Annotated in this window: 14 protein-coding genes; 10 read left to right on the forward strand and 4 right to left on the reverse strand. The window is 41.7% G+C overall.

Going from position 1 to position 12,761, the window contains the following annotated elements:
- Positions 1 to 16: 16 nt before the first annotated feature.
- Positions 17 to 1,114 carry an efflux RND transporter periplasmic adaptor subunit gene (locus tag BV902_RS22345; RefSeq protein ID WP_075993843.1) on the forward strand — a complete coding sequence of 366 codons (1,098 nt, stop codon included), beginning with the start codon at positions 17 to 19 and terminating at the stop codon, positions 1,112 to 1,114.
- A gap of 228 nt (positions 1,115 to 1,342) precedes the next feature.
- On the opposite strand, the gene BV902_RS22350 is transcribed toward BV902_RS22345, so the two are convergent.
- The gene (locus tag BV902_RS22350; RefSeq protein WP_157626189.1) at positions 1,343 to 2,176 is read right to left on the reverse strand and encodes a hypothetical protein; all 834 of its coding nucleotides are present in this window, start codon (positions 2,174 to 2,176) and stop codon (positions 1,343 to 1,345) included.
- Positions 2,177 to 2,664: 488 nt separating this feature from the next.
- Here BV902_RS22350 and BV902_RS22355 point away from each other — a divergent pair, with 488 nt between their 5' ends.
- From BV902_RS22355 to BV902_RS22375, 5 genes are all read left to right on the forward strand, one after another.
- A complete protein-coding gene (locus BV902_RS22355) occupies positions 2,665 to 3,450 on the forward strand; it encodes a class I SAM-dependent methyltransferase (RefSeq protein ID WP_075993845.1) in 786 nt (261 codons plus the stop codon).
- A complete protein-coding gene (locus BV902_RS22360; RefSeq protein WP_075993846.1) occupies positions 3,431 to 4,252 on the forward strand; it encodes an alpha/beta fold hydrolase in 822 nt (273 codons plus the stop codon). The genes BV902_RS22355 and BV902_RS22360 overlap by 20 nt, the downstream gene beginning before the upstream one ends.
- Before the next feature lie 73 nt (positions 4,253 to 4,325).
- Positions 4,326 to 5,249, forward strand: coding sequence for a Dyp-type peroxidase (locus BV902_RS22365; protein ID WP_075993847.1), 924 nt, complete (start codon positions 4,326 to 4,328; stop codon positions 5,247 to 5,249).
- Between the two features lie 111 nt (positions 5,250 to 5,360).
- Positions 5,361 to 5,723 carry a DUF4180 domain-containing protein gene (locus BV902_RS22370; RefSeq protein WP_075993848.1) on the forward strand — a complete coding sequence of 121 codons (363 nt, stop codon included), beginning with the start codon at positions 5,361 to 5,363 and terminating at the stop codon, positions 5,721 to 5,723.
- A 3-nt stretch (positions 5,724 to 5,726) separates the two neighbouring features.
- Positions 5,727 to 6,266, forward strand: a complete 540-nt coding sequence (locus tag BV902_RS22375) for a GNAT family N-acetyltransferase (protein ID WP_075993849.1) — start codon at positions 5,727 to 5,729, stop codon at positions 6,264 to 6,266.
- Between the two features lie 16 nt (positions 6,267 to 6,282).
- On the opposite strand, the gene BV902_RS22380 is transcribed toward BV902_RS22375, so the two are convergent.
- Both BV902_RS22380 and BV902_RS22385 read right to left on the reverse strand, forming a co-directional pair.
- Positions 6,283 to 6,735 (reverse strand): VOC family protein, encoded by a 453-nt coding sequence (locus BV902_RS22380; RefSeq protein WP_075993850.1) that lies wholly within the window; start codon positions 6,733 to 6,735, stop codon positions 6,283 to 6,285.
- Positions 6,736 to 6,754: 19 nt separating this feature from the next.
- Positions 6,755 to 7,207, reverse strand: coding sequence for a GNAT family N-acetyltransferase (locus tag BV902_RS22385; protein ID WP_075993851.1), 453 nt, complete (start codon positions 7,205 to 7,207; stop codon positions 6,755 to 6,757).
- A 217-nt stretch (positions 7,208 to 7,424) separates the two neighbouring features.
- On the opposite strand from BV902_RS22385, the gene BV902_RS22390 reads away from it, so the two are divergent.
- From BV902_RS22390 to BV902_RS22405, 4 genes are all read left to right on the forward strand, one after another.
- On the forward strand, positions 7,425 to 7,925 hold the full coding sequence (locus tag BV902_RS22390; protein ID WP_075993852.1) for a GNAT family N-acetyltransferase: 501 nt from the start codon (positions 7,425 to 7,427) through the stop codon (positions 7,923 to 7,925).
- 64 nt (positions 7,926 to 7,989) lie between these two features.
- On the forward strand, positions 7,990 to 8,886 hold the full coding sequence (locus tag BV902_RS22395) for a helix-turn-helix domain-containing protein (RefSeq protein WP_075994934.1): 897 nt from the start codon (positions 7,990 to 7,992) through the stop codon (positions 8,884 to 8,886).
- A 96-nt stretch (positions 8,887 to 8,982) separates the two neighbouring features.
- Positions 8,983 to 10,923, forward strand: coding sequence for an oleate hydratase (locus BV902_RS22400; protein ID WP_070567013.1), 1,941 nt, complete (start codon positions 8,983 to 8,985; stop codon positions 10,921 to 10,923).
- A gap of 64 nt (positions 10,924 to 10,987) precedes the next feature.
- Positions 10,988 to 11,884, forward strand: a complete 897-nt coding sequence (locus tag BV902_RS22405; protein WP_075993853.1) for a 3-hydroxyacyl-CoA dehydrogenase — start codon at positions 10,988 to 10,990, stop codon at positions 11,882 to 11,884.
- 81 nt (positions 11,885 to 11,965) lie between these two features.
- On the opposite strand, the gene BV902_RS22410 is transcribed toward BV902_RS22405, so the two are convergent.
- Positions 11,966 to 12,757: a serine hydrolase domain-containing protein gene (locus BV902_RS22410; RefSeq protein WP_083663733.1), complete on the reverse strand. Its 792-nt coding sequence runs from the start codon at positions 12,755 to 12,757 to the stop codon at positions 11,966 to 11,968.
- Positions 12,758 to 12,761: the final 4 nt, after the last annotated feature.

The raw sequence follows: 12,761 nt of genomic DNA on the forward strand, positions 1-12,761 counted from the left end.
GTATAATCTATAAAACATGAAAAATAATTTGTTCAAAATATTAGCTATCGCCGGTCTGATCGCATCCTTAACAGGATGCCATTCGGCTGCCGAGGAAAATGCAAAAAAAGAAAGTCCGGAAGCTGCAGCTCCGGCAATGGAGACATTTGTACCCACCAAACAGAAATTAACAAATAAAATGCAGATCCCTGGAGAAATCACGGGATTCCAGCAGGTCGAGATTTACGCTAAGGTCAGCAGTTACGTCAAAAGTCTTAACGTGGACATCGGAAGTAAGGTGCATGCCGGTCAGCTATTGGCTGTATTGGAGGCTCCCGAATTGAGTTCGCAGCTTTCAGCAGCCAAATCGCGGCTCAAATCGCAAGAAGCGGTCTATATGGCTACAAAAAGTACTTACGACAGACTCTTTGAAACCAGCAAAGTAGAGGGAACGGTGGCTAGACTGGATCTTGAGGTTGCTGAGTCAAAAAAGAATGCTGATTTTGCGCAGTACCAAGCCGCTAAATCGGCCTACGCAGAGGTACAAAACCTGTTGAACTATTTGGAAATCAGAGCACCCTTCGACGGTGTAATCGCAACAAGAAATGTCAATCAGGGCGCCTATGTTGGTCCTGCTGGCCGTGGCTCGGAAATGCCCATCATGACCATTCAACAACAACGCAAACTGAGGTTAGCCGTTGCTGTTCCGGAACAATATTCGGGTTTCCTCACCGAAAACCAGCCCTTACAATTTACTGTCAAATCATTGCCAGGGCAAACCTTCTCGGGTAAGATCGCTCGTAAATCGGGTGCCCTGGACAGCCGATTAAGATCCGAGCGGGTAGAAATTGACATTAACAATACCGACAACAAGTTATTGCCGGGCATGGTTGCAGAGGTCGAATTACCTTTAACATCGCAGGATAGTACTTTTGTTGTACCGAAATCAGCCGTATTTACTTCGGGCGAAGGAAGTTTTGTGATTGCTGTTATTTCGAACAAAACACAACGTATTCCTGTACAGAAAGGACGCAGCATCGATGGTCAGATCGAAATATTTGGTGACTTAAAACAAGACACCAAATTGGTCAGCAAAGCGGATGAAGAGATTATAGACGGAACATCAGTCAAATAGGACCTCTATTAAATTTTAAGCAAAGGAAGAAGCTGTCTAAAAAGTCTAGCCGAAACCCTTGAGAATGGAATCCCCGAAATGCTGCTGTGGAGGGGTAGGTATTATAAAATCGCATAAAAAAGGGCTTGTCCAATCTTTTTAGACAAGCCCTCTATAATTTAAATGCCCATAAATTTAAAGGGTTGGACAGCCTTTAACAGCGTATTTGAATTGCCTTTTTGACAAGCATTATTCAGCCGCTTTTGGGTCTATCGCTGCTGCCGCCGCAGTTAACGCCAAGGCACCTCCTACAAGCATTGCCCCCTGCCCCTTTTTTTCCTTAACAGCCAGCACGTCTCCGCGCTTATTATACAGTTCAATAATATTATTAAGGGCTACTGAACCGGTCTGCCAGAGCTGTGCCGCATAAAATTTTTGTTCCGTAGTTTTAACAATGGCTTTACCATCTTCTAAAATCGAATAACTTAAATAACTACGTAAACTGTAAGGCGAGTCAGCGCCTTCAAATCGAGCAAGTTTTACCGCAAAACTCTCGCCACTCATATCATACATATACACTTTTTCTTTTTGGGATGATCGTACAATGGATTTAACATCGTTTTTAAAATCAAAATAATGCCCATCTACATAGGCATGTGGTGGGATAAGTACCACATCTTTAGGCAAACTTACCGATCCTGTGATAGAACCGTTCACCCAAGCATCATTAAATATAGTGGATTTACTAGCACCTATATCGTAAACCGAAGCATTCATCTTTCCATTAAAAGCAGCTTGTTCAGCAGAATAACCTTGCGTTTTACCATTAATAACCATGGCCGAATTTTTAAGATCCCATAAGATCGGTTTATCGATTTTATTTTCTATTCGAAGGTAAATTCGACCATCTCTGTCGGCGAAGGAATAATCAATTTGTACTGTATCATTATTAAATGAAAACGTTCCCTTGTCTTCATCTTTTTTTACATTCTCCCCATTGAATGTCATGAGATAGTTGGAAGAACAGGCTGAAAGAAAAACAGCACAATACATTAGCGTGAGAACTTTGAATACTTTTCGCATAATATCAGGATATCTTAGTGTAATTACAACGGCACGAGTACTATTGTACAACAATATAAAAAACTATTATTAAAAAAACAGCGAAACGACATAAAATAATTTCCTAATTAGGGTATTAATCGCAAAGTATCACTGTTTCTATCAAAATAGTACATGATCGTCATAAAGCAGTAAATGGTCCTCTTTTATCGCCCGATATAGGTTTGAAATTGCTTTATATCAGTTTCCATCATAACAGGGATATTACAGGGGTATAACAGGAGGTTAGCAGGGGTAGGTCCCCTGTTAACCCCTTGTTAATACCTTGTAAAAAGACTACTATATCCTTCTTAATGGAGAATAGGATATCCGGCTGATAGTAACCATAAACAAATCAAGGAATATACTCAACTGTTGGTCTGATTAGCGTAACAAAAACGGTTAAACGAATAGAAGTTTTTTTAACCGGAAAGCAAAAGCTATATTTACAGTCAACTAAACCCAATCCAATGAAAGAGAAATTTATCGACAGAAAAGATCAACAGGCCGATAAGATATTTGAAAGAAGAACATTATCCTCCGATTATAGAACGATTATTCCCTTACTGTCTCCTGGCATGGAAATCTTGGACGTAGGCTGTGGTACCGGAACGCTCACCAATGAGGTAGCAAGTTATATCGGCGACGGAACTATAACCGGGCTCGATAATACACCGTCTTTTATCGACAGTGGCAATGAGCACTATGGTAGCACCCAAAATCTGAACCTGGTCTGCAGCAATATTTTTGATTATCAGCCTCCACATCCGTTCGACCTGATTATAACGGCGCGCACCATGCAATGGTTAAGTGATATTCCCCGGGCATTGGGCTTATTTAAATCCTGGTTAAAGCCCGGAGGACAAATCTCTATTTTAGACTACAATCACACCGCCATTGAATGGAACCCCGCCCCTCCGGAAAGCATGCTCAAATTTTACCATACTTTCCTGAAGTGGAGAGCAGATGCAGGTATGAACAATCGTGTTGCTGATGAGGTCGCTGCACTGCTCCAGGAAGCAGGTTTCCATTCGGTTCAGGTTATCCATGCCGATCAGACCTACAAAAAAGGAGAAGCTAACTTTGATACCAATCTGGCCATCTGGAACAAAGTCGCCCAATCGCGACAAATGGTTACGGAAGGGTATATCTCCGACGAACTTCGCTTACAGGCTATCGCCGAATACAGCCAATGGATCGAGACAGAAGCGACCACCATGACACTTAAAATGAACGATGTACGGGCTAAAGTATAATCTCCTTTTATCCGTTTTCCTCCTACTGACATTCCCCGGGCTGGCCGTAAAAGCACAGCTCAGGGATACCATGATCAATGTAGGCAACCACAGCCTTCATTTTACTTTAATAGAGGGGAAGGGTATCCCCATTGTCTTTGAATCTGGGGGTGGAAATGATGCTTCCGTTTGGAGAAAGTTATTGGAACCGCTATCGAGCAAATTGGGCGCACCTTTAATTACCTATGACAGGGCTGGCTTTGGGAAAAGTGAAATAGACACCGTTAACATTAGCTTGACAAATGAAGTAAAGGATCTTAAAACTGCTTTGCAGCAATTGGGCTATCGTGATCGGTACTTTTTTGTTGCCCATTCCTTCGGTGGTAACTATACGATGAAATTTATAACGACCAATCCCGGTCAGGTTGTTGGCACAGTAATGATCGATATTGTATCCCCTTATTTCATGACCATGGAGCGATCCAAATCATTGAAGAGCGAATATGCCAGTGAGCTCGATAACATCAAAAAAGAAAGCTTAGGGTTCTATCATCTCGTTTTAAACTACGAAGCATCAACGGCTGTTTTACATGAGGTTGCAGGAAAAATCAATGTTCCTATGACTGTCATTGGCTCAGGAAAATCACCTTTTGAAGAACCCGATCGCAGTTTATTTATTGCTGCCCTTAAAAAATTTGCAGATCAAAAAAACAATAGACGTTATCTTTTGGCTCAAAATGCGGAGCATCATGTCTTTTATGACGAACCAGATCTGGTCATTGATGAAATCGTCAAAGTATATCAAAAAACCGCATTCGAGTAATCAAAAAGTCTATCCGTACAACCGATTTTATTTGTAGCTTAGCAAGGCTGTACAACACATAACAACTTATCTTATGGATCATCAGGCCCAAAATGTCATCGATACACCGAGCAACAATACGGTGTTTATGGTATGGAATTTCCACGAAAATGTGGTCATTAAGGATGTCTTCCAACGCTTATGTGCATTGGTTGTCAATCTCAACAATTCGGCACAGGTACGTTCAAATCTTGTGAAAGCAAGTGTGGTATTGGGCATAAGCCACCATGCCTGGAAAAAGCTTGAACTCAACGAACCTATGCCAAAGGAATTGGTTCCTTTCGAACCTATCATCGGTCAAAAACATATTGCTGTGGCTACCCCCGGAGATTTACATTTCCATATTCGTGCTTATGAAAAAAGCTATTGCATTGACATGGCGACCGAAATAGCAGCCTTATTAAGTCCCGTTGCCGATTGCAAGGAGGAAGTTCATGGGTTCAGATATTGGGACGGCCGAAGTATCTTGGGCTTTGTTGACGGAACAGAAAATCCCCTTGGTGAGGATCGTGCTTTCTTTGGTATCGTTGGTGATGAGGATGTAGCCTATACGGGTGGAAGCTATTTATTTGTACAAAAATATATTCACGACATGAACGCCTGGCGTTCTTTACCCGTCCCTGAACAGGAGAAGGTCATCGGCAGAAGCAAAGCAAACGATATTGAGATGGGCGACGATGAAAAACCGACTAATTCACATTCGGCCCTAGCCAATGTCGGTGACGATTTGAAAATTGTTCGCGACAATATGCCTTTTGGGCAAATCGCAACAAATGAAATGGGAACCTACTTTATCGCTTACGCCAGCACATTCAGTACCGTACAATTGATGCTAAAAAGAATGTTTATTGGTGAACCCGAAGGGAATTACGATAGAATACTGGACTTTAGTACGGCGCATACCGGCTCCCTGTTCTTCTGTCCAACAATTAATATGCTGAAAGAATTTGCAGGTTAAAACCTGTTTATCCGCGAAGCAGATCATTTCCAACAGGATTTCCCAACGTAGAGCACTGGATCATGGAATATGGTCCCACAAATTTATTTTTAAAACTACACGACAAAAAAAATGGAAATCACTATTATTCAACTAGGTGACGAAAACATTGCTGAAGTTAAAGGTTCAGGCGTCTTTATCCATAATCTCGATGATGGTCTACAGATTATGGTCGACTGTGGCGCGCAAGAAGCATACAAAGCAATTATTTATCAAGAGAACATCACAGACGATTTCTTCGAACTTAAAACAAAACTTGCCGGTGAAATTCTTCAAAAATATACGCAGTATGGCTTTGACATTGCCATCGTTGGCGATTTCTCCAGATACAACAGCAAAAGTCTAAACGATTTTATCTACGAAAGCAATAAATCAAAGAAAATCAATTTTGTAGGTACGCGTGAAGAAGCGATAGCCAGATTTTCAAATCGTTAAGTCATGCATATTGAATCAGAAAGATTAGCGATTCGCCCCATTATGGCGGAGGATAGTCAGGCCGTATTCGGTTACCGTTCGGATAAAGAAACCAATAAATACCAGGGCTGGATTCCAGACTCTTTGGCAGAAGTCGATGCATTTATTGCTAAAAATCCGGGCACATTCAATCTTCCAGAGTCCTGGTTTCAGCTCGTTATGACCGACAAAATAGCAAACGCAGTAATCGGCGATATTGGCGTTCATTTTTTTGGTACTGAACACCTGCAGGTGGAATTGGGCTGTACCATAAAAAAAGAATTCCAGCAACAGGGTTATGCCAAAGAAGGACTGAAAACAGTTATAGAGGCCCTGTTCCGTCAGTATCATAAACATCGGATCATGGCCTCGGTAGCTCCGGAAAACAAGGCATCCATGCAGCTTTTAACAAGTTTGGGATTCCGAAAGGAAGCTCATTTTGTAAAAAGCTATTTCCATAACGGTCAATGGGAAGATGACGTGGTCTTTGCAATCCTTGCCGAAGAATGGGATTCAACACAATAAGTCGTCTCTTCGCGACTTATTGTGTCGTACGATTGATCCAATCGGCATAAGACAGCACGCCCAGTTCGGGCCTACCCTCCCCTTCCAAAACTGCGATAAACTCCAATTGGTTGCCATCCGGATCATTAAAGTAAATGGCCAATGCCGGCATCCATGCAAAGACCATCGGTGCTTCGATCCCATCCTTTAAAAAATTATAAGGTGTCAGGTCACGTGTTTTCAGATAGTCCACGGCATAGTTCAAGATATCCTCTTTATCCGCTCTAAAAGCAAAATGTCTCGGTTGAAAGTTTGTTTCTTCCTGCCACAACCCCAACATATAGTCTTTGCCGGTTCCAATCCATAAAAAAACAATAGGACGTGTCGGATCACGATGTGCCACACGCAATCCCAATACCTCCGTATAAAATGCGACCGATTTAGCTAAATCACGCACCTGAATATGCGTTTCGTATAAACCTTGTATCATAAGTTATTTCATTTTAAAATTATTTCAATCCATTGATAGCGCTCTCGTGATGTAAATGCAAGATCGGATAGGATTTGCCCATACCATCTACAGCTGAGCGTCCGATAAGCTGGTATCCTTTTTTCAGATAAAAATCAACAGCCTGCTGATTTTGCTCATTGACATCAACTTTATACACCTGGAGCTTATCCAGCACATACTGTAGTGCCACAGTCCCAATACCTTTTCCCCTGTAGGCTGAATCCACAAATAACATTTCCAGATTATCATCGGAGACAGCGAAAAAAGCAGTAGGCTGTCCATCGTCATCTATGACATATACCTTTAATTGTGGTAAATACTCGGTTGGAATCAGTCTCTTATATAACTGAAGATCCTCCTCTTTCAAAAAATCATGTGTTGCCCGAACCGAATTTTCCCAAATGCGCAGGATTGCCGCATAGTCGGCTTCACTTGCCGCTCTTATTTCCATAACGATTATCTCCCTCTAAAAATTCTTATTTACACCGTATCGCTACGGGATAGCATTCTTATAAAAGCTTCCCTTCCGCTTTACAGAAAGACAATGTAAGTTAAATTGGAGAACTAAAATCATGAAAAAGTTAAATAAGACAGAAAGATGATGATTTAGGTTCCGATAATTTGATTTCAGAGAAAACAACCTTATCTTGTAAATAAACGCATTAGCCATGTACAACACACTTCTATTCAAAAAATATCTCCCGGAAGATTTTGACGCTTTCCACGACTTGGTTAAAGGGGATGATGTCATGAAATACATTACCGGCAAAGGATTGTCCGAAGAGCAGGCCCGGAAAAAATTCGATTCTATTCTAGAAATCAACCAGGATCCTGATTTGGGCTATTTTAAAGTAATCGAAGCGGATACGCTAAAGCTTTTAGGCGACTGTAAGCTTGTTAACTACAAAAAAGATCCAAGTGTATTCGAAATTGGCTATTTGCTCCGCAAAGAACATTGGGGAAAGGGGCTGGGAACACAGATTTGCGAGTCGATGCTTGCCCTTGCCACAACATTAAATCCAGGCAAAGATGTGATTGGTATCATTGATCCCGATAACACCGCATCGAGACGACTACTGAGCAAATTCGGATTCAAAAGTTTCTTCGTCGGGATAGAAGACGATATTGCCACAGAAAAACTCATGCTCAAACGGACAGCATCCGAATAAACAAAGCCCATTCGAATATTTAAAACAATAGGAACTGTATATGCCCAAACCGAACAAAAAGTCAATGAAGTTTAAGGTAAAAACAACTTATCACACACACGAAAGTCTTCAAGATACCTTATCATTCTTTGGCGTAAATTGCCACCGCCCCTATTATATTTCTTCTGGAAATCCAATTTTTGAATACCCAAGCAATGCTTTTCGTATTGATTATTATGCCATCTGTATCTGTACGGCGGGCGATATCAATATTCAGGTAGACAATCAGGAATACCATATCTCGACAAATCACATCCTCTTATCCGCCCCAACAACAATTTTCCGGTTTTCGCAGGTCAGCCCCGACTTTAGAATGAAGCTGCTCTTTTTTGATAAAGCATTCCTGCTTAAACATATTGTCAATCCATTCTTTATCGAACAACTGGGGCTTTTTAAAAATTCGACCTTTACCATTGTCATTTCCCAAGACAAACAAATTGACAAGCTCTTAAAATTAATAGACTACCTCAAAGAAGTTACTTTAAGAACAACGCATTTTACAGCAGATATCATCCGCACGGTTATTTTCAATCTCCTGTTAGAAATCGCTGACGAACTGGCATCTAAAGACCAAGATACAATGGAGAGTGTACAGGAGACCAACAACTTGTTCTATAAGTTTATAGACCTGGTTCAGCGACATAGCAACCAATACAAAGAGGTACAATATTACGCCGACCAGTTATTTATTTCAAACAAATACCTCATTCAGGTTGTTAAAAGAGCATCAGGTAAAACGCCACATGAAATTATTGATGAGCATGTACTTAAAGAAGCCTATGTGCTACTCGGGAATCCCGAAAAGACAATCTCAGAAATTTCTTATGAAATCGGATTTAATTCCATCTCCGCATTTGGTCGTTTTTTCAAAAAATACGCCACCTTATCGCCTTCTGAATACAGAAAGCGACAAAATATGTAGATAGAGGAAATTCGGTAGAACAATAGCGAATTTGAGGGCACAAATGATTAAGGTGGTCTTAGTAACTTTACTCAAGAATTAAAAAACATAAGAATCATGAAAGAAATCACCTCAAAATTCGACAAAGTATTAAATGCATCTGCTGAATATGGAAATGTAAATCATGAACCTGATTCAAGCAAAGAACAACAACGTAACACACCGAAAAAATCGATGCCCTTTTCTGATCAGATCGGAAATTATCAACGCAATAAAGGTATTCCACCAAAATCATATAAAGACAGTAAAATCTACATCGTCGGAAGTGGTATAGCAGGGATGTCTGCCGCCTACTATTTTATACGTGATGGTCATGTTCCTGCTGAAAACATCACATTCCTTGAACAGCTCCATGTGGAAGGCGGCTCGTTAGATGGCGCCGGTAATGCAACCGACGGCTATGTCATCCGCGGTGGTAGGGAAATGGATATGACCTACGAAAATCTTTGGGATATGTTTCAGGACATTCCTGCATTGGAAATGCCTGCCCCCTACAGTGTTCTGGACGAGTACCGCTTGATCAATGACAACGACTCCAACTACTCCAAAGCAAGGCTTATTCATAAACTTGGTGAGATAAAAGATTTCAGCAAGTTTGGCTTGGGTAAATTGGATCAGCTGGCCATCATTCGATTGCTCCTCAAAAATAAAGAAGATCTAGATGACTTAACCATCGAAGACTACTTCAGCGAGTCATTTTTATCCAGCAATTTCTGGACCTTCTGGCGTACCATGTTCGCTTTCGAAAACTGGCATAGTTTACTTGAGCTGAAATTGTACATGCACCGCTTTTTACATGCGATAGACGGATTGAATGATCTTTCATCCCTTGTATTTCCGAAATACAATCAATACGACACCTTTGTAACCCCTTTGCGTAAAGTACTTCAAAGCAAAGGTGTAAACATTCGATTCAATGTATTGGTTAAAGACCTGGATATCCAAAGCAATACCGATGGAAAAGTTGTGGAGGCCCTGATTACCGAACAAGATGGCAAAGAAGTAAAAATTCCAATCGGAAAAGACGACTTCGTCATTGTGACAACCGGATCAATGACAGAAGATACCTTCTACGGGGACAACAAAAATGCACCGATCATCGCTATCGACAACAGCAGCAGCGGTCAAAGTGCAGGCTGGAAACTCTGGAAAAATCTGGCTGCCAAATCCGCCATCTTTGGTAAACCCGAAAAGTTCTGCAGTAACATCGAAAAATCAGCATGGGAGTCTGCGACCCTGACATGTAAACCTTCGGCTTTAGTCGAAAAATTAAAAGAATATTCCGTCAACGACCCTTATTCCGGCAAAACTGTTACTGGCGGTATTATTACCATTACCGATTCCAATTGGTTGATGAGTTTCACCTGTAATAGACAGCCACACTTCCCTGGCCAACCGGATGATGTTCTTGTGTTGTGGGTATATGCCTTATTTATGGATAAAGAAGGAAATTACATCAAAAAGCCAATGCCACAATGTACCGGAGATGAAATTCTAGCCGAACTATGTCACCATTTGGGCATTATCGACCAACTGGACGATGTCATCAAAAATACGATTGTGCGTACGACATTCATGCCTTACATCACCTCGATGTTTATGCCAAGAGCAAAAGGCGATCGTCCGAGAGTCGTACCTGAAGGATGTAAAAACCTGGGCTTGATCGGTCAGTTTGTCGAAACCAACAACGACGTTGTCTTTACCATGGAAAGCTCGGTACGTACCGCACGTATTGCGGTATATGAACTGCTGAACTTAAACAAGCAGGTTCCGGATATCAATCCCCTACAATACGACATCCGCCATCTTTTGAAAGCAGCCAAAACATTAAATGATGACAAACCATTTGTGGGCGAAGGCTTACTACGTAAAATGCTAAAAGGCACTTATTTTGAACATATCCTACCTATCGGTTCTGAGGAACAAGAAGACCATGAATCTTTCCTGACAGAGCAGATCACCAAATTCAAAGATTGGTTAAAAGGAATTAAAGGATAAGAATCACAGCCTGCGCCATGGTTCCGTGGCGCAGATTTTTACGAATTGAAAAAACAATAACATCATGGACTTTAAAAATATAACGATAGCTGGCAGTGGGGTTTTAGGCTATCAAATCGCTTTCCAAACAGCATTTCATGGCTATCATGTCACCGTATACGACATCAACGACGATGTATTAAAAAAAGCTGCAGCAAAATTCGATATTTTGGCGCAGGCATTCGAGAAAGATCTTCATGCGAGTAAAGAACAACTGGCTTCAACCTTTGACAGGCTCAGCTATAGTTCAGATCTTGCCGCGGCGGTAGCAAAAGCAGATCTTCTTATCGAAGCCGTTCCCGAAAACCCAGCCATTAAAATTGGTTTCTATCAGGAATTAGCGAAAGTAGCTCCGGAGAAAACCATTTTTGCCACAAACTCCTCAACCTTGCTGCCAAGTCAATTTGCCCAAGAAACCGGTCGTCCCGAGAAGTTCCTGGCGCTACATTTTGCCAATGAAATCTGGAAGCACAATACAGCAGAAATTATGGGCCATCCGGGTACAGACAAAGCGGTATTTGAGCAGGTTGTAAACTTTGCAAAATCCATTGGCATGGTTGCCCTACCGCTGCATAAGGAGCAGCCTGGCTATATTGTAAACTCCTTGCTTGTACCATTACTTTCGGCGGCAACGGATCTTTTGGTCAACGAAGTGGCGGATGCCCAAACGATCGACAAAACCTGGATGGTTGCCACTGGAGCGCCAACAGGCCCCTTCGGCATACTCGATATCGTTGGCATCACAACAGCCTATAATATCAATAAAATGAGCGCCGAAGCAACAAATGACCCTTTAAAGATCAAAACAGTGGCCTATCTCAAAGAGCATTTTATAGACAAAAACAAATTGGGCGTCGCTACTGGGGAAGGGTTCTATACCTATCCCAATCCGGCCTATCAATCGCCCGACTTTTTAAAGTAGGTCTCTTCATAAACAATAAATCGTCGCAGGTGGAGCTGTGACGATTTGTTGTTTATGCTTATTTCAATCCGCGTCCCTCTTTCACTCATTCGCATATACTCCGTTCAACCATGCAAAAGTTGAGCGATGCTGTCCATTCAATACCGGTTTACTGATACCCATTGTTTTAAGGATGGCATCAAAGGCTTCACCGATCATAAAATCATCACGATTGCTAAAAAGTGAAACCACAAGGTCTTTCTGTACATCGATATATACGATATGATGAAACCCGGTAGATTCACCTGAATGAAACAATATTTTATGACCTGCATTTTTTTGAATAAACCAGCCGAAATGATACGCTATTCCATCCTTTACCGGGTAGGCCATTTGACCGAACAATTGCTCCAGTCCCGGCTGTATTAACCGATCTTTTACCAAAAAATTGGCCCATGTATGATATTCCTCGGCAGAGAGATAAACACCCCCATCCCCCTGTGTCGCACTCGTCACACTCTGATCGGCAAACAGGTAGGAACCTTCCGTCGGATGATAACCGTAGACTCGTTCATCAACCGTCGCGCCCGGTTCATAGACCATTCCCTTGCTAATGCCTAGGGGTTCAAACAATTGACTTTTGACAAATGAAGCAAAGGATTTTTTTGCCACTTGCTCGACAATCAGCGATAAAAGACAATAGCCTGTATTGCTATAGCGAAATTGACTTCCCGAAGGGAAATATAAACGATTGGTCTGCCGGATATACTTCAGCACATCCTTATCCGATACCTGATCTTTCCGCTCTTTCGGAATAAGCTCTTCATAGTCCCAGATTCCGGATGTATGTTGCAGAAGCTGCGCAACAGTAATATCCTTCAGCGCGACTGGCAGATCT

Origin of the sequence: Sphingobacterium sp. B29, from assembly GCF_001952815.1 — a bacterium.
Lineage (GTDB): Bacteria > Bacteroidota > Bacteroidia > Sphingobacteriales > Sphingobacteriaceae > Sphingobacterium > Sphingobacterium siyangense.

Excerpts from the sequence above, each read along its gene's own strand:
- BV902_RS22390 (WP_075993852.1), top strand. The coding sequence starts at position 7,425 with ATGTACAACACACTTCTATTCAAAAAATATCTCCCGGAAGATTTTGAC.
- BV902_RS22360 (WP_075993846.1), top strand. The coding sequence starts at position 3,431 with ATGTACGGGCTAAAGTATAATCTCCTTTTATCCGTTTTCCTCCTACTG.
- BV902_RS22365 (WP_075993847.1), top strand. The coding sequence starts at position 4,326 with ATGGATCATCAGGCCCAAAATGTCATCGATACACCGAGCAACAATACG.
- BV902_RS22380 (WP_075993850.1), bottom strand. The coding sequence starts at position 6,735 with ATGATACAAGGTTTATACGAAACGCATATTCAGGTGCGTGATTTAGCT.
- BV902_RS22395 (WP_075994934.1), top strand. The coding sequence starts at position 7,990 with ATGAAGTTTAAGGTAAAAACAACTTATCACACACACGAAAGTCTTCAA.
- BV902_RS22405 (WP_075993853.1), top strand. The coding sequence starts at position 10,988 with ATGGACTTTAAAAATATAACGATAGCTGGCAGTGGGGTTTTAGGCTAT.
- BV902_RS22375 (WP_075993849.1), top strand. The coding sequence starts at position 5,727 with ATGCATATTGAATCAGAAAGATTAGCGATTCGCCCCATTATGGCGGAG.
- BV902_RS22385 (WP_075993851.1), bottom strand. The coding sequence starts at position 7,207 with ATGGAAATAAGAGCGGCAAGTGAAGCCGACTATGCGGCAATCCTGCGC.
- BV902_RS22350 (WP_157626189.1), bottom strand. The coding sequence starts at position 2,176 with ATGCGAAAAGTATTCAAAGTTCTCACGCTAATGTATTGTGCTGTTTTT.
- BV902_RS22345 (WP_075993843.1), top strand. The coding sequence starts at position 17 with ATGAAAAATAATTTGTTCAAAATATTAGCTATCGCCGGTCTGATCGCA.
- BV902_RS22355 (WP_075993845.1), top strand. The coding sequence starts at position 2,665 with ATGAAAGAGAAATTTATCGACAGAAAAGATCAACAGGCCGATAAGATA.
- BV902_RS22370 (WP_075993848.1), top strand. The coding sequence starts at position 5,361 with ATGGAAATCACTATTATTCAACTAGGTGACGAAAACATTGCTGAAGTT.
- BV902_RS22400 (WP_070567013.1), top strand. The coding sequence starts at position 8,983 with ATGAAAGAAATCACCTCAAAATTCGACAAAGTATTAAATGCATCTGCT.